Here is a 20306-nt window from a genome sequence, read left to right on the forward strand (position 1 = left end):
AATAAGAGTTAATTAAAAAATTCGTTAAGTGAGAATGTTTCGTTTAGCCGAACACCTTTATCGGTGTTTTTTACGGTAATTATCGGATTGTGTGCATCGTGTTCCAAAAATAGATAGAAATTATTTTCGGCAGCTTTATCCAAAAATTTTTCTTTTTCTGGAAGCGTTAGCAATGGTCGTGTATCGTAGCCCATAACAAACGGAAGTGGTAAATGACCTGCTGTGGGCAATAAATCTGCCATAAAAACCAGCGTTTTTCCTTTGTATTCTATATGCGGAATCATTTGCTTATCTGTGTGTCCGTCTACAAATAGAATTCCAAAATCCAATTCGTTGGCTGTTGCAAAATCTGTATTGGGTTGTGCCACAAACTTTAACTGTCCGCTTTCTTGCATCGGCATTATATTTTCCTTTAAAAAAGAAGCCTGCTCGCGTCGGTTTGGTTGCGTAGCCCACTGCCAGTGATCTTTATTGCTCCAGAAAGTTGCATTTTTAAAAGCTGGTTCATACCCTGTGCGATCTTTGTTCCATTGTACACTGCCACCGCAATGGTCAAAATGTAAATGGGTCATAAAAACATCGGTAATGTCGTCGCGATGAAAACCGTACTTTTTTAATGAATTGTCTAGGTTGTAATCGCCCCAACGGTAATAATAGCCAAAAAACTTTTCGCTTTGCTTATTGCCCATCCCGGTATCAATTAAGGTTAACCTATCGCCATTTTTAATGAGAAGACAGCGCGCGGCAATGTCTATCATATTATTGGCATCTGCAGGATTGGTTCTGGTCCAGAGGGTTTTAGGCACAACACCGAACATGGCACCACCATCTAATTTAAAATTGCCGGATTCAATAGGAAATAATTGCATAATCTGAAGAAATGAGTCGCAAATTAGCAAAAGCGTTACAGACCAAAGACGAAGTATAAATTAATTATACTATTTTTAACAAATTATTATTTTTTCGTAGCGTCGAAAAAGTTTTAATTTGCCTAAACCCCGATTGAATGGTAGAACTTGCAGGAATTATAATTTTAGGAATTTTGGCCCAATGGGTTGCATGGAAATTTAAAATACCCGCTATTTTACCTTTAATTTTAATTGGGCTGCTGGTAGGCCCGCTTTCTACGTTTTTCACTGAAGATGGAAGACAATGGCTTCAACCTATTTGGAATGGCGATAAAGGTCTTTTTCCGGGAGAAAATCTTTTCTATTTTGTTTCTTTGGCTGTAGGAATTATTCTTTTTGAAGGGGGATTAACGCTTAAAAGAGAAGAAATTTCGAAAGTAGGCTCTGCAATTGGCAAACTTATAAGCATAGGTGCTGCCATTACTTTTATTGGTGCCGGTGTGGCTGCCCACTACGTATTCGGGCTAAACTGGCGAATTGCTTTCCTTTTTTCAGCTTTAATAATTGTAACCGGCCCCACTGTAATTACGCCAATTTTGAGGAATATCCCACTTAAAAAAGATGTGGCCGCCGTACTTAGATGGGAAGGAATTTTAATTGATCCTATCGGAGCTTTGGTTGCTGTACTTGTATATGAATTTATAAGTGTAGAAGGCGATTCTGGTTACACAAAACAGGCACTACTGGATTTTGGAAAAATTGTTTTAATAGGAATGACTTTTGGAGTTTCGGCAGGGTATGCACTTTACATTTCAATAAAAAAGAAACTTGTGCCGCATTACTTATCTAATGTGGTTTCGCTGTCATTGGTTATGGCAGTTTTTGTAGCCAGTGATTTACTTGCGCACGAATCGGGTCTGCTGGCCGTAGTTGTTATGGGTATGTTTTTAGGAAATAGCGATTTGCCAAGCCTTAAGGAACTTCTCTATTTTAAGGAATCGTTGAGCGTTTTATTGGTTTCAATACTTTTCATTTTACTTTCTGCCAATATTAGTGTTGACGATCTTTTGCTGGTTTTTAACTATAAAACTGCCATTTTATTGGCAATAATTATTTTTATTTTAAGACCCATGACCGTCTTTGCGAGTACTATAGGTTCTTCGCTTAAAACCAATGAAAAATTATTTATTAGTTGGGTTGGTCCTCGTGGAATAGTTGCAGCTGGTATATCGTCACTTTTCGGAACACAATTGGTTTCTAAAGGCGTGGTTGGGGCTGAATATATTACCCCTTTGGTTTTTGCGGTTGTTTTAACTACTGTAATTATCAATGCCACTACGGCTAGAGTAATGGCAAGTTGGATGGGGGTATTTTTGAAAAAATCTGAAGGAATACTCATGGTGGGTGCTTCAAAAGTATCTAGATTAATTGCTACTTATCTTCATAAAAACAATAGGCATGTGGTGCTTATTGATTCAAACCAGTTGAACATTAATAGAGCAAAAGAATTAGGGTTAGAAGCATTTACTGCAAACATTTATGCCGATGACCTTACAGACAATATAGAGCTGAACGATGTGGGTTATTTGTTATCTATGACCGGAAGCGACGAAATAAACAAACAAGCTATTAATCGTTTTGGACAGTATTTTGGCGAAAATGGAACTTTTAGGTTAATGACTTCCGAAGAAATGAAACAAAAACAGAACATTTCCGCAAAAGAACTATTTTCATACACTCATGATTATACACGTTTTACCCAGGTAGCTCAGGATTTTCCGTCTATACAGGAAATTCCTGTTGAAAACCACAATCAATTTTTACGTGTATTAAATATTATTGGTGAAAACCCAGACGCAATTCCGCTATTTTTAAAACACGACAATGGATTTTTAGATCTTTTGAATTCTCCATCCGAGCTTGAAGTTGAAATGGGAAGCAGCCTTGTTTATTTAGGAAAACCAATGGATTTTGAAGATGTTGTAAATGCCACTAGATCTGAAAATGAAGGGAAGGTAAACAAATAATCTTAGCATTAATTCGTTTTCCTTAAAATTACTTTTTAATGAAAAATACATTCTTTGTTGTCGCTATTGTTTTGTGTGTAGGGATAGTTTCCTGTAAAAAGGACGATGGCGTTAGTTGCACTACTTGTACCTCGCCACAAACCGCAAATTTTGAAGTATGCGAGGAAAGCAATGGTAATGCATCGGTTAATGGTGAAAACACCGGTACGCCCTACGAGGTGTATTTGCAAGGGCTTATAGAGGCTGGCGCTACTTGTGGCATGTAAAATTTTTCCGAAGAAAGATATACGCAAAGAAAAAACTATTGAAACAGAAAAATAAATTATTTAAATTTCCTTTTCTAATCATTTAATTTAAGTACCGCCATAAAAGCCTCTTGCGGAATTTCTACATTGCCCACTTGGCGCATTCGTTTTTTACCTTTTTTCTGTTTTTCTAAAAGCTTTCTTTTACGCGAAATATCGCCTCCGTAACATTTTGCGGTTACGTCTTTTCGTAGGGCTTTCACAGTTTCACGAGCAATAATTTTGGCTCCGATAGCGGCCTGAATAGGGATGTCAAACTGTTGTCTGGGAATAAGTTGTCGTAACTTTTCACAGATTTTTTTGCCAATATCGTAGGCGTTGTCTCGGTGAAGGAGCGCAGAAAGTGCATCTACAACATTTCCGTTCAATAATACATCAACCTTAACTAAGTGCGATTGCCGCATTCCTATTGGCGAGTAGTCAAAGGAAGCGTATCCTTTTGAAACGGTTTTAAGCCTATCGTAGAAGTCGAAAACAATTTCTGCCAAAGGCATATCAAAAGTTAGTTCAACTCGTTCGGTAGTTAAATATGTCTGGTTGGTAATTTCGCCTCTTTTTTCAATACATAGCGACATAACCGAACCCACAAAGTCTGATTTGGTAATAATAGTCGCTTTAATATACGGTTCTTCTACACGATTTAAAGTGGAGGGTTCCGGTAAATCTGATGGGTTATTTACGAGAATGGGAGTTTCCGGGTTTTTATTGGTGTAAGCGTAATACGAAACGTTTGGAACGGTGGTAATAACCGTCATATCAAACTCTCGCTCCAATCTTTCTTGAATTATTTCCAGGTGAAGCATGCCTAAAAATCCACAGCGAAAACCGAAACCAAGGGCTGCAGAACTTTCTGGAATAAATACGAGCGAAGCATCGTTTAGTTGCAACTTTTCCATGGAGTTTCGCAACTCTTCATAATCTTCGGTATCTACAGGATATATCCCGGCAAAAACCATAGGTTTTACATCTTCAAACCCTTCAATCATATTAACAGTTGGGTTTTTAGAATCGGTTATGGTATCGCCAACTTTTACTTCTTTGGCTTCTTTAATTCCGGTAATTAAGTAACCTACATCGCCTGTTTTAATAACGTCTCTGGGAAATTGTTTCAACCTTAAAGTTCCCACTTCATCTGCGAAATAACTTTTGCCGGTAGCCATAAATTTAATGTGCTGTCCTTTTCGAATTTCGCCATTTAGCACTCTAAAATATGTTTCAACTCCACGAAAGGGATTGTAAACTGAATCAAAAATCAGTGCTTGCAACGATTCGTCTGGATTACCTTTTGGCGCCGGGATACGTTCAATAATGGCACTTAAAATTTCTTCGATTCCCAGACCTGTTTTAGCACTTGCTGGTATTACTTCTTCGGGTTTACAGCCCAAAAGATCTACAATATCATCGGTTACTTCTTCTACATTTGCAGAGGGAAGATCTACTTTATTCAGTACCGGAATTATTTCCAGGTCGTTTTCTAAAGCCAAATATAGGTTTGAAATTGTTTGTGCCTGTATGCTTTGTGCGGCATCTACGATTAGCAAAGCTCCTTCACAAGCGGCAATGGAACGGGAAACTTCGTACGAAAAATCTACGTGGCCAGGCGTATCAATTAAATTTAAGGTGTATTTTTCACCTTTGTATTCATAATCCATTTGAATGGCATGGCTCTTAATGGTTATGCCGCGTTCGCGTTCCAAATCCATACTATCCAGTAATTGGGCTTGTTTTTCGCGATCGGTCACGGCGCCAGTGGCATCTAAAAGTCTATCTGCCAAGGTGCTTTTTCCGTGGTCTATATGGGCAATAATGCAAAAATTGCGTATGTTCTTCATAAAATTTCCTTCTCAAGCTATAATTTGCAAATATAGATTAAAAGTGCGATTATTTTTAAATTGCATTTAAACACTTAAAATAATAACGATACGGCGGTATTTATTTCATAAATTTTCAACATATTTGTAGTGCATTGGCTAAGGTATAGTTAATACTATTTGTTTTCTCCCCAGAAAATGTACAATTAAATGATGTCTTCCCCCAGATATCTACTTATGTTATGAGAAAATTTTTTATACTCCTATGCTGCCTTCAGCAGTGTGTTTTATTGGCTCAAGATTTTTCTATCTCAGGGCTGGTGAGCGATGCAGAAAATACCCCTTTATCCTTTGTAAATGTGTTGCTCTATGGGGCTGAATCTGAAGAGCCCATAAAAGGTACAACTACCGATGACGATGGTTATTTCGCAATAAAAAACTTGCCCGCTGGTAATTATAAATTGAACTTTAGTTACATAGGTTTTGAAACGCAGGAACAAACCGTTGCAGTTTCCTCCAACCAAAATTTAGGTACCATTATTTTAAAGATAAATCAGCAAATGCTAGATGAAACGGTGGTCACGGCAAAATTACCGACTATAAAAAAAACTGTTGGTAAATTGGTCTTTAATGTAGAAAACACCTCATTATCTGTGGGCAGCACTATGGATCTTCTTAAAAAAACACCAGGTGTCGTAGTTATTGGTGAAAATATACAAGTTAAATTTTCATCACCCACCATCTATATTAATGGTAAACGAGTTTATTTGTCTGCAGCCGAAGTAGCTTCACTTTTAGAAAATACCGATGCCACGAATATTAAATCTGTTGAGGTAATTACTAATCCAGGTTCAAAATACGATGCCGAGGCTGGCACTATTCTAAATATTGTTACTACAAAGGCAATTTCAATAGGATACAAAGGCTCGGTGAATGCCACATATACTCAGGGAATATTTCCAAAATACAGTTTTGGTACTTCACATTTTTATAAAAACAACTGGCTAAATCTGTACGGTAGCTACACGTACAATACTAAAAAGGAATTTAAAGAAGACGAGAGCTATCTTCGATTTTTTAAACCAGATGAAGTTTCTACAAAATCTATTTGGGAAACCTATTTTAACCGAACTACAAATTCCGAAAACCATAACGGCAATATGGTAATGGATTTTACTATAGATGAAAAAAATACAATTAGTTTGGCTTCCACTATTTCGGTATCGCCGGCAAGCACGTATTTTAATAATGGCACCGCGGCTATTTATAATTCACAAATGCAATTAGACTCTACCAATACTACATTGAGTGGGGTAAATTATAAAAAGGATAACCTAACCTTTGCGTTAGACTATCAAAGAAAATTAAACGAGAATGGTGCTACCCTTTCTGCTGCTGCCAATTATATTTATTATAATAGCAATCAAGATCAAGACGTTAGCACCCATTATTTTTTGCCCAATAACGAATTTATAAAACACAACAGCTTTTTTACAAATTCGGCACAAAAGAGTAATATTCTTACTGCGCAGACCGATATATCTACACCGTATTGGGGTGGTACTTTTGAAATAGGGTTTAAATTGAGCAAAATAAACACGGATAGTAAAATAGACTTTTTTGATACCGTAAATAATACAGATACATATAACTGGGCGCTCTCAGACGATTTTAATTACAAAGAAAAAATCTATGCCGAATATGTAAAATTTGAAAAAGATTGGGAGAAATGGAGCTTTACTGCCGGACTGCGGGCTGAATATACAGACACTAACGCCAATTCGCGAAGGCTTGGAAAAACAACCAACCAAGACTATTTTGATGTTTTTCCTTCGGCATCGGTTAATTATAGTATTAACGATAATAACAACATTGGTATTGGCTATAACCGAAGTATTCAGCGGCCACGATATGAGAGCCTAAATCCGTTCAAATATTTTATAACAGAAAACAATTATATAGGAGGAGATCCCAATTTAGTGCCTTCAATAAAAGATAAAATTACTTTAAGTTATTCCCTCAAGAACAAATGGTTGTTTGATTTGTATTACGAAAACATTAAAAATGAATTGGGGTATTTATCATTTCAGAATAATGAAAATAGTGTGTTGCGAAGCGTTTATGACAATCTTATCGAAGCCTATCAATACAGTTTTGATGTTGTATATTACAACTCACTCACCCCTTGGTGGTATTTTCAGCTATCTACCTCATCCTATTATCTATCTAATAAATTTGAGGCATTAGAAAGCTCACAACAGGCCTATACCAACGATACATTCGGGCAGTATTTACAAACGTTTAACCGCTTTACCCTTACAAAAGATCAATCGTTTACGGCAGATCTTTCGGCACTTTATATTTCAAACTTTGTCTTCGGAAACCGCTATTTTAAAAACCAAAGCTTTGTAAATATTTCGTTTAGAAAAGTATTTTGGGACAAACGCGCGAGTGTAACCGCGGGAGTTGACGATATTTTTAACACTTTAAACAATGTTGTTTCTGTCGCTAAATATTACAATCAGGACAACCGTTTTTTTGTTAATGAAGAAAGCCGACTTTTCCGCCTTGGATTTAAATATAACTTCGGAAATGCCCGACTTCGCGATAACAATAAAACAATAGAAACTGACGAAGGCGACAGGTTATAAACCCAGTTAAACTTTCATTCACATTTAATTAACGGAGTATTTACTACTTTTGCAATTCCAAAAACAAAAGAATTGCCAAAAATAGGAAACATACAACTGCCTGATTTTCCATTGCTTTTAGCGCCCATGGAAGACGTTAGCGACCCTCCATTCCGCGCACTTTGCAAAGAGCAGGGGGCCGATGTGGTTTTTACTGAATTTATCTCTTCGGAAGGGCTTATTCGCGATGCTGCCAAAAGCGTAATGAAGCTGGATATTTACGAAAAGGAACGCCCCGTTGGAATCCAGATTTTTGGTGCCGTTTTGGAGTCTATGCTTCGCAGTGTAGAAATAGTTGAAGCCAGCGGCCCAGATATGATTGATATTAATTTTGGCTGTCCGGTGAAAAAAGTAGTTTCAAAAGGCGCCGGCGCAGGTATTTTGAAAGATATTGATTTAATGGTGAGCTTAACTGAAGCAATGGTAAAGCATACCAAACTTCCCGTTACAGTAAAAACGCGATTGGGTTGGGATCACGATTCCATTAAAATTATGGAAGTTGCCGAACGTTTGCAGGATGTAGGCTGCCAAGCTCTTTCCATTCACGGTCGTACGCGTGCGCAAATGTATAAAGGAGACGCCGATTGGAAACCCATTGCCGATGTAAAAAACAACCCGCGAATGCACATTCCCATCTTTGGGAACGGCGATGTTGATTCTTCAGAAAAAGCGATGGAAATGCGCGACAAATACGGTTTGGATGGCGCCATGATAGGCCGTGCCAGCATAGGTTATCCGTGGTTTTTTAAGGAGGTGAAACACTATTTTAAAACGGGCGAACACTTACCGCCGCCAACAATGGCTGAGCGTGTTTATGCAGCTAAACGTCATTTACAAATGGCTATAGACTGGAAAGGCGAAACCCTTGGCGTTTTTGAAACCCGCCGCCATTATACAAACTATTTTAAGGGCATCCCAAACTTTAAGGAATACCGAATGAAAATGGTTACAAGCGATGATTCTGCTTCGGTTTTTGAAGCTTTTGAGGAGGTTTTGGAAGTATTTGGGGATTATGAGTTTGCTTAAATTGATTAGGAATTTTAAGTGTTTTAATTTATAAATCCTTTTACCTTTGAAGATCAAAATATCCTCATGCAGCCGCTCAAGATACTCAACACCCATTATATTTCTCACAACGTTAAATGCTTTGTACTAGAAAAACCATCAGGGTTTACTTATACTCCGGGACAATCGGCACGTATTTCCATCAATTTGCCAAACTGGAAGGACCAAATCCGTCCATTTACATTTACGTCGTTACAGCATTGGGAATACTTAGAATTCATCGTAAAAATTTACGAAGATCACAAAGGTGTAACTTCGCAAATGGGCAGATTAAAGACTGGTGACGAACTGTTACTCCACGATGTTTACGGCACAATCAAGTATAAAGGTCCCGGTATATTTATAGCTGGCGGTACGGGAATCACCCCTTTTATTGCAATATTTAGAGCGCTTTTTGAAAGTGGAAATCTGCGGAATCTCGCACTTTTGTATTCCAACAAAACCAAGGAAGACATAATTTTACACGATGAATTAACGAAAATGTTGGGGCCAGCCTACAGAAATGTTTTCACTCAAGAAGGGGTAATTGGCTTTCGCGAACGCAGAATTGATCGAAAATTTCTTATTGAAACAATCGGAAGTTTCGATTCGCGATTCTATGTTTGTGGTCCTAAAAAATTTACAGAAGAAATTTGTAAAGCATTGGTGAGCTTGGGTACAAACCCCGAATATCTAATAGTTTAAATATTTTCTGATAATAGTATAATTGTGCTTTTTCAGAATTAAATTAACAGCTTCTCCCGAACTCTACTCGATGCAATTTTTGAAGCGATAATTCCTAACACACTAATCGTTACAAAAACAATTACAATATTCAGTAACTCTAATTTTACAGGATAGGGAAGGGTACTGGTTATAGCTACAAACTCAAATTTAAGTTGTGCCATTACGGCTAGAATTCCCAAGAAAATTCCGAACGAACCTCCAAGCACGGTCATTAAGGTACCTTGAAGAAAGAAGATACGACGGATTTCTGGCAATGAAGCACCCAAGTTGTAGAGTGTTTTTATGTTTTTTCGCTTGTCTAATACCATCATAATTATGGAACCAATTACGTTGAAAAGGGCAATTATCAATACCAAAGTGAAGATTAAATATACCGCGATATTTTCGGTATTGAGCATTTTATAAAGCGTGTCGTTTTGCTGAATTCTGTTTTTGATAGTAATACCTTCTGGAAAAATTTTTTCAATTTCGCTTCGCACTTTGTCTTCTGTTGCCGTAGGTGAAAGTTTTATTTCAATAGAAGAAATTTTAGTACTATCTAAGGACAGCAAATTTCTAGCAAATTCTAAGTCGGAAAAAACATATTTTGCATCCAGTTCCTCGTTTACTTGGTACACCCCGGAAACTACTACATTTTCTTTTGTGAAAGCATCTGTTGGATCCAGTGCATTGAGTTGTCCCGTCCCCGGTTTTGGAACGTAAATTTCCAAAAGTGCGCCATAATCGCGCACTCCCAACGATAGTTTCGCAATGGTAGAAAGCCCTACTACAACTTCATTTTGGTTTCTAACAAACCAATCGCCATAGTACATTATACTGTCTAGCTGCGTTACTTTTCCATAAAGTGAATCTACACCTTTAATATAGGCGATGTGGTTTTTTCCTTTATAATGAAGAAATATTCGTTCTTCGATTATTTCTGAAAAGGTTTCAATGCCTTCAATATCGTTTAACTCATTTTTTTGGGCCTCGGTAAATAATATTGTTTTACCGTTTTTGGGAATTATTTTAAGATCGCTGTCAAAAATATTTGTAAACTGAAGACTAAAGTCTTTTAGTCCCGAAAAGCCCGAAAGCACTATGAACAAGCACATGGCTCCCACAACCACGCCCACCGCCGCGATGCCCGTAATAATATTAATAGCATTGTTACTGCTTTTTGAAAACAAATAACGCTTGGCGATGTAGAGCGAAAAATTCAAGTTATGACTTTTTTCGTTTCGGAAGTAAATCCGGATTTTTTAAAGGATTATCTTCACCTTTTACTGCCTTGTCTATCTTTTCAATATATTCCAACGAATCGTCGTTATAAAAGGAAAGATCCGGCATTTTACGCAGTTGGTTCTTGGTAAGCTGTGCAATTTGATGTTTTATAGTTGGTTTTAATTTGTTTAGTTCAACCACAATACCATCGGCTTTATCTGCTGGAAATACACTTACATATACTTTCGAAATAGAAAGATCTGTGGTAACCGTTACCTTACTTACGGAAATTATTATGCCTGTTTGTCCGGCTTCGCGAAGCATATTTTGCAACACATTTGCGAGGTCGTTTTGTAAAACACTCGCAATTTTCTTTTGTCTATTACTTTCTTCCATACTGCAAAAATAGAATATAAAACCATACAATAGGTTAATGAAGCTTGGAGCTTGGTGAAATTCAATGCGATTAAGTTTGTATTTTTGAACTACTAAATTGAAAATATGGAGAAAATAGAACACATAGGTATTGCGGTTAAAAATATTAAAGATGCAAATAAAATATACGAAGTCTTACTGGGAGCCGCTCCGTACAAAAGTGAAAAGGTGGAAAGTGAAGGAGTGGAAACTTCCTTTTTTCAGTGTGGGGAAAGTAAAATAGAACTTTTGGAAGCATTAAACCCCGATAGTCCGATTGCAAAATTTATTGAAAAAAGAGGCGAGGGCATACATCACATTGCATTTGCGGTAAAAGATATTGAAGCAGAAATGGCCCGTTTAAAAAAAGAAGGCTTTGTATTGCTAAACGAAAAACCCAAAAGAGGCGCTGATAATAAATGGGTTGCTTTTATTCACCCAAAGTCTGCAAATGGAGTTTTGGTAGAGCTTTGCCAAGAAATTGAGAATAACTAAAAATAGTTTTGTGGTATTTGGAAAGTGTTTTACCTTTGCGAACCTTAAATTCGTCCTTTTTAGGATTAGGCATTAACTTAAGATTTGGTAGTTAATTGAAATATTGATAGTATAACGGTCCCATAGCTCAGCTGGTTAGAGCACCTGACTCATAATCAGGGGGTCCATGGTTCGAGCCCATGTGGGACCACTTTTTTAGTCTGAAACTTTATTGTTTACAAATTGTTGTTATTGCAATTTGAATTTGGCGAGAAGTTTACACTGAGCGCAGTCGAAGTGAGCCCATGTGGGACCACTTTTTCAATTGAAAAATTATTGCACCCTTTAGAATTATGCAATTTTTACTGCTATAACGAGTTATTACAATACGATTTTCTATATTTAATTTTTAATACGTAAATTTTATTATTTTAGATTTATTATAGCAATCCCCAATCGATAATTCTGTTTAATGCTATCAAACATTTATCTTTTAATGTTTTTGGTTGTGCAGGCTAGAGAAGATGTGCCACCACCAAATGATCCACCACCCCCCGGTCCCCAATTACCAATTGATGATTCGTTATGGATTTTAATTGTGGCTGGTCTAATTTATGGAATCTATATAGTTTACAAACATCGCAAAGCTATAAATAAGGCGTCATAAGATTTTTTATGTACTTCCCAATAATATCAAATTCTAAATTTACTTCGCTTCCCACGTTAATTGTTTTAAAATTGGTATTCTCAAAAGTATAGGGAATAATAGCTACACTAAAAGCTTCCTTTTTAGAATTTACCACAGTTAAACTAACGCCATTAACAGTAATAGATCCTTTTTCAACAGTGCCGAAATTTGTATTGTTATATTGAAAAGTAAAAACCCAACTGCCACTTTTATTTTCAATTTGAGTACAAGTAGCTGTGCCATCCACATGTCCTTGAACCATATGCCCATCTAAACGGTCGCCGAGTTTCATGGCTCTTTCTAAATTTACCAACGAACCAATTTTTAGATTTTTAAGATTTGTTTTATCCAAAGTTTCTTTAATAGCGGTAACCACATACGATGCTTCGTGTATTTTTACAACAGTTAAACACACCCCATTGTGCGAAACGCTTTGGTCTATTTTAAGTTCCTGCGACAGTGAACTTGCTACTTCAATATGAAGATTTTCACCTTCGCGGGTAAGTTGGGCAATTTCGCCAACGGTTTCAATAATTCCTGTAAACATTGTAGTATTTGGTTACATTTGTACTGCAAAAGTAACAATTTAAAAAGCCAAACGTAATGAGCGCAGAAGATAAAATAGTGGTGGGTATTTCCATAGGCGATATAAATGGCATTGGAAGTGAAGTAATTCTAAAAACATTTGAAGATTCGCGTATGTTAGAGTTTTGCACGCCCGTTATTTTTGCTTCGGTTAAGTTGCTGTCTTTCTTTAAAAAGCACTTCGAAACTGATATAAACTTTCACGGAATAGATAAAATTGAAGATTGCATTCCCAAGAAAATAAACGTATTAAACGTTTGGAAAGAACACGTAGATGTAAAATTTGGTGCAGAAACACCCGCTGGCGGCGAATATGCCATTAAATCGTTAAAGGCCGCTGTAGAAGCATTAAAAGCTGAAAAAATTGACGCCCTGGTTACCGCGCCTATTAATAAAGCTAACATACAGTCAGAAAATTTTAACTTCCCGGGCCATACAAATTATTTGGCACAGGAACTTGAAGGGGAGAGTTTAATGCTATTAATTTCTGAAAACTTGCGTGTTGGGTTACTTACAGACCATGTACCCGTAAAGGACGTAGCCAAAAATATAGATCGCGCACGTATCGATAAAAAAATAAATACAATTTACCATACTTTAATTGAAGACTTTGGGATTGAAAAACCAAAAGTAGCGGTTTTGGGTATTAATCCCCACACTGGCGATAATGGAGTTATTGGAGACGAAGACGACACTATTTTGCGCCCCGCCTTAGACAATATCCGAAAAAATGGCAAAATGGTCTTTGGGCCCTATGCTGCCGATAGCTTTTTTGGTTCGGGCAACTATAAAAATTTTGATGCAATTATTGCGTCGTACCACGATCAAGGTTTAATACCGTTTAAAACGTTGGCTTTCGGAAAGGGAGTAAATTTTACCGCGGGACTTAACCGCATACGCACTTCGCCAGATCACGGAACAGCTTTCGATTTAGCAGGAAAGAACGAAGCCAATTTTGAGTCTTTTCGCGAAGCGGTTTTTAGCGCAGTTTCAATTTATAAAACACGCGAACAATACAAAGAAATTTCAAAAAATCCGCTCCAGACAAATCGCAAAAGAGGGTTCTCAAAAAAGAAATAAAAAAATGAATTGCTATTGAAATATTTTTTTATCTTTGCACCCGCCTTATCCGTAAGGTTAAGGTCTTAAATAGGTGTGAAAATGAAGGATTTGAAAGAGTTTACCATCCCTTTCGTAGGGTTGAAATTAGGAAAACACCAGTTTAACTTTGAATTAAAAAAAGCGTTCTTTGAGCATTTTGAGTATGACGAATTTAATGACGCTGCCATTAATCTCGACGTACAGCTGGAAAAAATGAGCACGTTGCTCGAGATTACATTAACATTTAATGGGTCTGTAAACGTTGCTTGCGATACAACAAATGAGCCTTTTGATCAAGAAATTGCCGGCTCGTATAATTTTGTTGTAAAATTTGGTGAGGAATATAATGATGAAAATGAAGATTTGCTCATTTTGCCTCACGGAAGTTACGAAGTAAACATCCAGCAATACGTTTATGAATCTGTTGTGTTGGCTATGCCCTCACGAAAAATTCATCCGGGAATTGCAGACGGCACATTAAAAAGCGATATACTCGATAAACTTGAAGAATTAAGTCCGAAGGCCATAGATCAAGAAGAACTGCCCGAAGACAACAATACCGATCCCCGATGGGATTCATTAAAAAAACTATTAACGGATAAATAATAAATAGCAATGGCACATCCAAAGAGAAAAATCTCGAAAACAAGAAGAGATAAGAGAAGAACGCATTACAAAGCTACTGCACCTACGCTTGCAACAGACCCAACAACGGGTGAGTCGCATCTTTTCCACAGAGCACACTGGCACGAAGGCAAGATGTACTACCGCGGTCAAGTTGTAATTGATGCAACTGAGCAGGTAGAAGCTTAATATATTTTAAACATACTCAAAACTCTCACATTCCCGTGAGGGTTTTTTTGTTTTTTAACTTTACAATAAGTCAAAAACAACTTAATTAGTGCCGAATTTCAAGTAAAATTTAGTATTTTTCACTCTTTTTAAAGATTTTTGGTCTTTTTTGTGAATTTTAATTCAGCCTTATGAATACTATCACGGCAGCTATTACCGCTGTAGGGAGCTACGTTCCAGATTATGTTCTTTCCAACAAAGTACTGGAAACTATGGTAGATACCAACGACGAGTGGATTACCTCCAGAACCGGAATTAAGGAAAGGAGAATACTAAAGGATAAAGACAAAGGAACTTCCTATCTTGCTATCCAAGCGGCCAAAGACCTTCTCCAAAAAAGCAATACAGACCCTGCCGAAATAGATATGGTAATCATGGCAACCGCAACGCCAGATATGCCCGTGGCAGCCACAGGAGTTTATGTGGCTACACAAATTGGTGCCGTAAATGCATTTTCTTTTGACCTAGTTGCAGCTTGTTCCAGTTTTCTGTTCGGAATGTCAACGGCCGCGCGATATATTGAATCAGGAAAATACAAAAAGGTGCTTCTAATTGGCGCAGACAAAATGTCGTCTATAATAGATTATACCGATAGAACAACATGCATTATATTTGGTGATGGCGGCGGCGCAGTTCTATTTGAACCAAACACAGAAAACCTTGGTGTAAAAGACGAATACCTTCGTACCGATGGTATAGGCAGGCCATTTTTAAAAATTGATGCTGGCGGCTCTTTGCTTCCGGCTTCAAATGAAACGGTGGCCAACAAACAACACTTTGTCTTTCAGGAGGGAAAAACAGTTTTTAAATTCGCCGTTTCGAATATGGCAGACGTTTGCGAAAAGGTAATGAAAAACAATAACCTTACAGGCCAAGATGTAGACTGGCTTGTGCCGCATCAGGCTAACAAGCGTATTATTGATGCAGCTGCTTCGCGAATGAAATTGCCCGATGATAAGGTAATGATAAACATTCACAAATACGGCAATACTACTTCTGCTACGTTGCCACTGTGTTTGGCCGATTATGAAAAACAACTTAAAAAGGGCGATAATTTAATATTCGCCTCATTCGGAGGAGGATTTACTTGGGGCGCTGTTTATGTAAAATGGGCCTACGATACTAATTAACTTTATAACCAACGCAAAAGACTAAATTTTATAATATGGATTTAAAAGACATTCAAAACTTGATCAAGTTTGTGGCGAAAAGTGGCGCCAGCGAAGTAAAACTTGAAACGGAAGACATAAAGATCACAATTAAAACAGGATCTGAAGACACTAAAGGAGAAACTACTTACATTCAGCAAATACCAACGATGGGGCAACCGCAAATGCAAATGCAACAACCCCAAGCCGCGGCAACTCCACAGGCTGAAACGGCAACAGAAGCTCCTGCCACCAAAACCGATTCTAAATACATAACTATTAAGTCGCCAATAATTGGTACTTTCTACAGAAAACCCGCTCCAGACAAACCCGTTTTTGTTGAAGTTGGCGATACAATTAACGTAGGCGATGTGCTTTGCGTAATTGAAGCAATGAAACTTTTTAACGAAATAGAAAGCGAAGTTTCTGGTAAAATAGTAAAGGTTTTGGTAGACGATTCTTCACCGGTAGAATTCGACCAACCTTTGTTTTTAGTAGATCCGTCGTAAATATAAACTCCAAATCACAAATTCCAAATTCCAAAAATAGTGGGATTTGAAAAATTTGGGATTTGTTATTTAAGAAACGTTATGTTCAAAAAAATATTAATTGCAAATAGGGGCGAAATAGCACTGCGAATAATTCGTACCTGCCGCGAGATGGGTATTAAATCTGTTGCAGTTTATTCTACCGCCGATGAGGAAAGTTTACATGTGCGTTTTGCAGATGAAGCCGTTTGCATTGGGCCACCAGCCAGTAATCTTAGCTACCTTAAAATGTCTAATATAATTGCCGCTGCCGAAATTACAAACGCAGACGCAATTCACCCTGGCTATGGTTTTCTTTCTGAAAATGCTAAATTTTCAAAAATCTGTCACGAACACGGTATAAAATTTATTGGGGCTTCCCCAGACATGATTGAGCGCATGGGCGACAAAGCTTCGGCCAAAGCAACTATGAAGGCTGCTGGAGTACCCACTGTTCCCGGGAGCGAAGGTATTATTGAAGATTTTGAGCAATGTGAAAAACTGGCCGAAGAAGTTGGTTATCCAGTAATGCTTAAAGCTACTGCAGGTGGTGGTGGTAAAGGAATGCGCGCTGTTTGGAAAAAGGAAGAGCTTAAAAAAGCTTGGGACAGTGCTCGCCAAGAAGCCGCTGCAGCCTTCGGAAACGACGGCATGTATATGGAAAAACTTATTGAAGAGCCACGCCATATAGAAATTCAAATTGTAGGCGATAGTAGCGGTAAAGCTTGCCATTTAAGCGAACGCGATTGTTCTATTCAGCGTCGCCATCAAAAACTTACCGAAGAAACCCCAAGCCCATTTATGACGAAAAAACTTCGAACAGAAATGGGGAATGCCGCTGTAAAAGCAGCTGAATACATAAAATACGAAGGCGCCGGTACCATAGAATTTTTGGTAGATAAACACCGAAATTTCTACTTTATGGAAATGAATACGCGTATTCAGGTAGAACACCCAATTACCGAACAGGTGATTGATTACGACTTAATAAGAGAGCAAATTTTAGTGGCTGCTGGAATTCCAATTTCTGGTAAAAATTACACGCCACAATTACACTCAATAGAATGTAGAATTAACGCCGAAGACCCGTACAACGACTTCCGTCCGTCACCCGGAAAAATAACGGTTTTACACGCACCCGGAGGACACGGTGTACGTTTAGATACGCACGTTTATGCGGGATATACCATTGTGCCGTATTACGATTCTATGATCGCTAAACTAATTACCACTGCACAAACTCGCGAAGAAGCTATTAGCAAAATGAAACGCGCTTTAGACGAATTCGTTATTGAAGGTATAAAAACCACAATTCCATTTCACCGTCAATTAATGGACGATCCAAATTATGTGGCAGGAAACTATACCACGGCTTTTATGAATACTTTTAAAATGGACGAGCCCGAGGAGGAATAATTCTTTAAAATACCAAATAACAAGCACCAAATTCCAAAAAACTTACCTTTGGAATTTGGTGCTTTTTTTAATTCTTAACATTCTACTTTAAATGAGGGTTAGAGAGAATGGATTCCTACCTATATTTGTTTAAACAGAAATAAAATGAACCTTTCTTTTTGGGAGCATAAAACCTGGTTTTCTAATATAGATTTTGCTGTTATTGGCAGCGGAATTGTAGGCATAAATTGTGCACTTGCTCTGCGTAAAAAATTTCCAAAAAGTAAAATTGTAGTGTTTGAACGCGGTACACTTCCCAGTGGCGCTAGTACAAAAAATGCTGGATTTGCCTGCTTCGGAAGTATTTCTGAAATATTAGACGACTTAAAAAACCATTCGGAAGAAGAAGTAGTTGAGCTTGTAAAAAATAGGGTGGAGGGCTTAAAATTATTACGAAATACACTTGGCGATAAACAATTAGGGTATCAAGAAAATGGCGGCTACGAACTTTTCACTAACGAAGATGCTGAACTTTTTGAAACTTGTAAATCAAAAACTGCTTATGTAAATGAGTTGTTGAAACCTATTTTTAATGCTGAAGTTTTTTCAGAAAAGAAAAACCATTTCGGGTTTAAAAATATTCAACCAAACCTCATATACAGCAAATTTGAAGGTCAGATTAATACCGGAAAAATGATACTCGGGCTAATCAAAAAAGCTTCCGAAGAAAACATATTGATTTTAAATGCTACCGAAATCACCAACATTATAGATACAGGCGAAAATGTTTCACTTCAATTGAATTCCTCGGAAAATATTTCGGTAAAAAAAGTTTTTATTGCAACAAATGGGTTTGCGAAACAATTTTTAAAAGAAGATGTTACCCCAGCAAGAGCGCAGGTTTTAGTAACGAAACCCATTAAAAACCTCGCCATAAAAGGAACCTTTCATTTGGAAAAGGGATATTATTACTTCAGAAATATTGAAAACAGAATCCTACTTGGAGGCGGACGAAATCTAGATTTTAAAGCAGAAGAAACCACCGAAATGGAGTTGACACAACTGGTGCAAAACAAGTTGGAGCAATTACTTAAAACCGTAATTTTACCGAACCATAATTTTGAAACTGATCAACGTTGGAGCGGCATTATGGGCATTGGAAAACAGAAAAAACCAATTTTAAAAAACGTGTCCAACAATGTATTCTGTGGCGTACGACTGGGCGGAATGGGTGTTGCAATAGGAAGTTCTATTGGCAACCAATTAGCAAATTTATATGATTAAAAAACTTTTCAGATTTATATTTAAACTTATACTCTGGTTTATTGGGCTTACAGTTTTATGGGTGCTTATTTACAAATTTGTACCAGTGCCTTATACGCCATTAATGGTAATTCGCGCCGTAGAAGGTAGCAAAGAGTATAAAACGCGACATGACTGGGTGCCAATTGAAGAAATTTCTCCATACTTGCAATTGGCAGTTATATGCGCCGAGGATCAAACCTTTTTGAGCCATAATGGGTTTGATAGGGAAGCTATTGAAAAGGCATTAAAGCACAACGAAAAAGGTAAGAAAATTAGAGGAGGCAGTACTATTTCGCAACAAACAGCAAAAAATGTCTTTTTATGGCCTGACCGGACGTGGTTCCGAAAAGGCCTGGAGGCATATTTTACCTTGCTCATCGAAAATATTTGGAGCAAAGAGCGAATTTTAGAAGTATATTTAAACAGCATTGAAATGGGGGAGGGCGTGTTTGGCGCCGAAGCAGCCTCACAATTTTGGTTTAAAAAGTCGGCAAAAAACTTAAAAGCAGAAAACGCTGCTGCAATCGCAGCAATATTGCCCAGTCCACAACGCTATAGTGCCAATCCACCAGGATCATATGTGGCGAGACGCACCCAATGGATTTTGAGACAAATGCGTTATTACGGTCCTTTTAGCCTAGAGAAACAACAACCAAAAGATACTAATAAGAAGCAAAAAAAATGACCGCAGTAGAACTAAAAACCGAATTGTTGCAACACTGCCAAAAACAGGTTGACAACCGTTACTCCAAAATAAAACAAACCATTGAGGCAATTGAAGAATCGCTGCTTGAAGAATCTAAAAGTAGCAGCGGCGACAAACATGAAACTGGTAGGGCAATGCTTCAAATAGATAGGGAAAACGCGGGAAAGCAACTTCACGAAATTGAAAAAATAGCACAACTTCTCAAAAAAATTGATGTAAATACTACTTCAGATTATGCGCGATTGGGCAGTTTGGTTTATACCGATAAGTTTGCCTATTACATTAGTATTTCTATTGGTAGCGTTGAAATAGATGAAACAGATTATCTCTGTGTGGCGCTAAATTCGCCGGTTGGTTTGCTTATTTCTGGAAAACGGAAGGGCGATGAATTTACACTGAATGGAAATCTATTTAAGATTAAAAAGGTGAAATAAAA

Annotated in this window: 21 protein-coding genes and 1 tRNA gene; 17 read left to right on the forward strand and 5 right to left on the reverse strand. The window is 37.5% G+C overall.

The features are described 5' to 3' along the window. Window positions 1-8: 8 nt before the first annotated feature. A complete protein-coding gene (locus tag QCQ61_RS04655) occupies window positions 9-869 on the reverse strand; it encodes an MBL fold metallo-hydrolase (protein ID WP_279449611.1) in 861 nt (286 codons plus the stop codon). A gap of 137 nt (window positions 870-1006) precedes the next feature. On the opposite strand from QCQ61_RS04655, the gene QCQ61_RS04660 reads away from it, so the two are divergent. Then, the gene (locus QCQ61_RS04660) at window positions 1007-2875 is read left to right on the forward strand and encodes a cation:proton antiporter (protein ID WP_279449613.1); all 1869 of its coding nucleotides are present in this window, start codon (window positions 1007-1009) and stop codon (window positions 2873-2875) included. Between the two features lie 38 nt (window positions 2876-2913). Then, a complete protein-coding gene (locus QCQ61_RS04665; protein WP_279449615.1) occupies window positions 2914-3141 on the forward strand; it encodes a hypothetical protein in 228 nt (75 codons plus the stop codon). 74 nt (window positions 3142-3215) lie between these two features. Here the strand turns inward: QCQ61_RS04665 and lepA are convergent, their stop codons facing one another. Next, the gene (gene lepA, locus QCQ61_RS04670) at window positions 3216-5012 is read right to left on the reverse strand and encodes a translation elongation factor 4 (RefSeq protein ID WP_279449616.1); all 1797 of its coding nucleotides are present in this window, start codon (window positions 5010-5012) and stop codon (window positions 3216-3218) included. Between the two features lie 221 nt (window positions 5013-5233). Between lepA and QCQ61_RS04675 the strand changes: the two genes are divergently transcribed. From QCQ61_RS04675 to QCQ61_RS04685, 3 genes are all read left to right on the forward strand, one after another. Then, window positions 5234-7642 carry a TonB-dependent receptor domain-containing protein gene (locus QCQ61_RS04675; RefSeq protein ID WP_279449617.1) on the forward strand — a complete coding sequence of 803 codons (2409 nt, stop codon included), beginning with the start codon at window positions 5234-5236 and terminating at the stop codon, window positions 7640-7642. Between the two features lie 72 nt (window positions 7643-7714). Next, entirely contained in the window at window positions 7715-8707 is a 993-nt protein-coding gene (gene dusB / locus QCQ61_RS04680; protein WP_279449618.1) for a tRNA dihydrouridine synthase DusB, read from the forward strand. 66 nt (window positions 8708-8773) lie between these two features. After that, window positions 8774-9430, forward strand: a complete 657-nt coding sequence (locus tag QCQ61_RS04685; RefSeq protein ID WP_279449619.1) for an FAD-binding oxidoreductase — start codon at window positions 8774-8776, stop codon at window positions 9428-9430. A gap of 38 nt (window positions 9431-9468) precedes the next feature. Here QCQ61_RS04685 and QCQ61_RS04690 read toward each other — a convergent pair whose 3' ends face one another. Both QCQ61_RS04690 and rbfA read right to left on the reverse strand, forming a co-directional pair. Continuing rightward, window positions 9469-10674: an ABC transporter permease gene (locus tag QCQ61_RS04690; RefSeq protein WP_279449620.1), complete on the reverse strand. Its 1206-nt coding sequence runs from the start codon at window positions 10672-10674 to the stop codon at window positions 9469-9471. A gap of 1 nt (window position 10675) precedes the next feature. Beyond that, the gene (gene rbfA / locus QCQ61_RS04695; protein ID WP_279449621.1) at window positions 10676-11071 is read right to left on the reverse strand and encodes a 30S ribosome-binding factor RbfA; all 396 of its coding nucleotides are present in this window, start codon (window positions 11069-11071) and stop codon (window positions 10676-10678) included. A 105-nt stretch (window positions 11072-11176) separates the two neighbouring features. On the opposite strand from rbfA, the gene mce reads away from it, so the two are divergent. The 3 genes from mce (at window position 11177) to QCQ61_RS04710 (ending at window position 12230) form a co-directional block, all read left to right on the forward strand. Next, window positions 11177-11584, forward strand: a complete 408-nt coding sequence (mce, locus tag QCQ61_RS04700; RefSeq protein ID WP_279449622.1) for a methylmalonyl-CoA epimerase — start codon at window positions 11177-11179, stop codon at window positions 11582-11584. A 116-nt stretch (window positions 11585-11700) separates the two neighbouring features. Further along, window positions 11701-11774 (forward strand) — tRNA-Ile (locus tag QCQ61_RS04705). 261 nt (window positions 11775-12035) lie between these two features. After that, window positions 12036-12230 carry a PID-CTERM protein-sorting domain-containing protein gene (locus QCQ61_RS04710; protein ID WP_279449623.1) on the forward strand — a complete coding sequence of 65 codons (195 nt, stop codon included), beginning with the start codon at window positions 12036-12038 and terminating at the stop codon, window positions 12228-12230. Here QCQ61_RS04710 and QCQ61_RS04715 read toward each other — a convergent pair. Then, the gene (locus QCQ61_RS04715) at window positions 12211-12798 is read right to left on the reverse strand and encodes a riboflavin synthase (protein ID WP_279449624.1); all 588 of its coding nucleotides are present in this window, start codon (window positions 12796-12798) and stop codon (window positions 12211-12213) included. The two genes, QCQ61_RS04710 and QCQ61_RS04715, sit on opposite strands and share 20 nt — an antisense overlap. A 56-nt stretch (window positions 12799-12854) precedes the next feature. On the opposite strand from QCQ61_RS04715, the gene pdxA reads away from it, so the two are divergent. The 9 genes from pdxA (at window position 12855) to QCQ61_RS04760 (ending at window position 20304) form a co-directional block, all read left to right on the forward strand. Next, on the forward strand, window positions 12855-13916 hold the full coding sequence (gene pdxA / locus QCQ61_RS04720; protein WP_279449625.1) for a 4-hydroxythreonine-4-phosphate dehydrogenase PdxA: 1062 nt from the start codon (window positions 12855-12857) through the stop codon (window positions 13914-13916). 81 nt (window positions 13917-13997) lie between these two features. Further along, complete coding sequence (locus QCQ61_RS04725; RefSeq protein WP_279449626.1) at window positions 13998-14543, forward strand: YceD family protein; 546 nt, start codon at window positions 13998-14000, stop codon at window positions 14541-14543. Window positions 14544-14552: 9 nt separating this feature from the next. Continuing rightward, window positions 14553-14750, forward strand: coding sequence for a 50S ribosomal protein L32 (gene rpmF, locus QCQ61_RS04730; protein WP_062620449.1), 198 nt, complete (start codon window positions 14553-14555; stop codon window positions 14748-14750). Window positions 14751-14920: 170 nt separating this feature from the next. Continuing rightward, on the forward strand, window positions 14921-15919 hold the full coding sequence (locus tag QCQ61_RS04735) for a beta-ketoacyl-ACP synthase III (protein ID WP_279449628.1): 999 nt from the start codon (window positions 14921-14923) through the stop codon (window positions 15917-15919). 35 nt (window positions 15920-15954) lie between these two features. Further along, window positions 15955-16446, forward strand: coding sequence for an acetyl-CoA carboxylase biotin carboxyl carrier protein (gene accB, locus QCQ61_RS04740; protein ID WP_279449629.1), 492 nt, complete (start codon window positions 15955-15957; stop codon window positions 16444-16446). A gap of 81 nt (window positions 16447-16527) precedes the next feature. After that, window positions 16528-17880, forward strand: coding sequence for an acetyl-CoA carboxylase biotin carboxylase subunit (gene accC, locus QCQ61_RS04745; RefSeq protein WP_279449630.1), 1353 nt, complete (start codon window positions 16528-16530; stop codon window positions 17878-17880). Between the two features lie 144 nt (window positions 17881-18024). Continuing rightward, window positions 18025-19143: an NAD(P)/FAD-dependent oxidoreductase gene (locus tag QCQ61_RS04750; protein WP_279449631.1), complete on the forward strand. Its 1119-nt coding sequence runs from the start codon at window positions 18025-18027 to the stop codon at window positions 19141-19143. After that, the gene (gene mtgA / locus QCQ61_RS04755) at window positions 19136-19849 is read left to right on the forward strand and encodes a monofunctional biosynthetic peptidoglycan transglycosylase (protein WP_279449632.1); all 714 of its coding nucleotides are present in this window, start codon (window positions 19136-19138) and stop codon (window positions 19847-19849) included. The genes QCQ61_RS04750 and mtgA overlap by 8 nt, the downstream gene beginning before the upstream one ends. Continuing rightward, on the forward strand, window positions 19846-20304 hold the full coding sequence (locus QCQ61_RS04760; protein WP_279449633.1) for a 3-oxoacyl-ACP synthase: 459 nt from the start codon (window positions 19846-19848) through the stop codon (window positions 20302-20304). The genes mtgA and QCQ61_RS04760 overlap by 4 nt, the downstream gene beginning before the upstream one ends. Window positions 20305-20306: the final 2 nt, after the last annotated feature.

This window comes from Aequorivita marisscotiae, assembly GCF_029814825.1.
Taxonomy (GTDB): Bacteria; Bacteroidota; Bacteroidia; order Flavobacteriales; family Flavobacteriaceae; genus Aequorivita; species Aequorivita marisscotiae.

Bases quoted from the DNA above. Each gene is read 5' to 3' on its own strand.
- QCQ61_RS04655 (WP_279449611.1), bottom strand. From the start codon at position 869: ATGCAATTATTTCCTATTGAATCCGGCAATTTTAAATTAGATGGTGGT.
- QCQ61_RS04660 (WP_279449613.1), top strand. From the start codon at position 1,007: ATGGTAGAACTTGCAGGAATTATAATTTTAGGAATTTTGGCCCAATGG.
- QCQ61_RS04665 (WP_279449615.1), top strand. From the start codon at position 2,914: ATGAAAAATACATTCTTTGTTGTCGCTATTGTTTTGTGTGTAGGGATA.
- lepA (WP_279449616.1), bottom strand. From the start codon at position 5,012: ATGAAGAACATACGCAATTTTTGCATTATTGCCCATATAGACCACGGA.
- QCQ61_RS04675 (WP_279449617.1), top strand. From the start codon at position 5,234: ATGAGAAAATTTTTTATACTCCTATGCTGCCTTCAGCAGTGTGTTTTA.
- QCQ61_RS04685 (WP_279449619.1), top strand. From the start codon at position 8,774: ATGCAGCCGCTCAAGATACTCAACACCCATTATATTTCTCACAACGTT.
- rbfA (WP_279449621.1), bottom strand. From the start codon at position 11,071: ATGGAAGAAAGTAATAGACAAAAGAAAATTGCGAGTGTTTTACAAAAC.
- mce (WP_279449622.1), top strand. From the start codon at position 11,177: ATGGAGAAAATAGAACACATAGGTATTGCGGTTAAAAATATTAAAGAT.
- QCQ61_RS04710 (WP_279449623.1), top strand. From the start codon at position 12,036: ATGCTATCAAACATTTATCTTTTAATGTTTTTGGTTGTGCAGGCTAGA.
- QCQ61_RS04715 (WP_279449624.1), bottom strand. From the start codon at position 12,798: ATGTTTACAGGAATTATTGAAACCGTTGGCGAAATTGCCCAACTTACC.
- pdxA (WP_279449625.1), top strand. From the start codon at position 12,855: ATGAGCGCAGAAGATAAAATAGTGGTGGGTATTTCCATAGGCGATATA.
- QCQ61_RS04725 (WP_279449626.1), top strand. From the start codon at position 13,998: ATGAAGGATTTGAAAGAGTTTACCATCCCTTTCGTAGGGTTGAAATTA.
- rpmF (WP_062620449.1), top strand. From the start codon at position 14,553: ATGGCACATCCAAAGAGAAAAATCTCGAAAACAAGAAGAGATAAGAGA.
- QCQ61_RS04735 (WP_279449628.1), top strand. From the start codon at position 14,921: ATGAATACTATCACGGCAGCTATTACCGCTGTAGGGAGCTACGTTCCA.
- accB (WP_279449629.1), top strand. From the start codon at position 15,955: ATGGATTTAAAAGACATTCAAAACTTGATCAAGTTTGTGGCGAAAAGT.
- accC (WP_279449630.1), top strand. From the start codon at position 16,528: ATGTTCAAAAAAATATTAATTGCAAATAGGGGCGAAATAGCACTGCGA.
- QCQ61_RS04750 (WP_279449631.1), top strand. From the start codon at position 18,025: ATGAACCTTTCTTTTTGGGAGCATAAAACCTGGTTTTCTAATATAGAT.
- mtgA (WP_279449632.1), top strand. From the start codon at position 19,136: ATGATTAAAAAACTTTTCAGATTTATATTTAAACTTATACTCTGGTTT.
- QCQ61_RS04760 (WP_279449633.1), top strand. From the start codon at position 19,846: ATGACCGCAGTAGAACTAAAAACCGAATTGTTGCAACACTGCCAAAAA.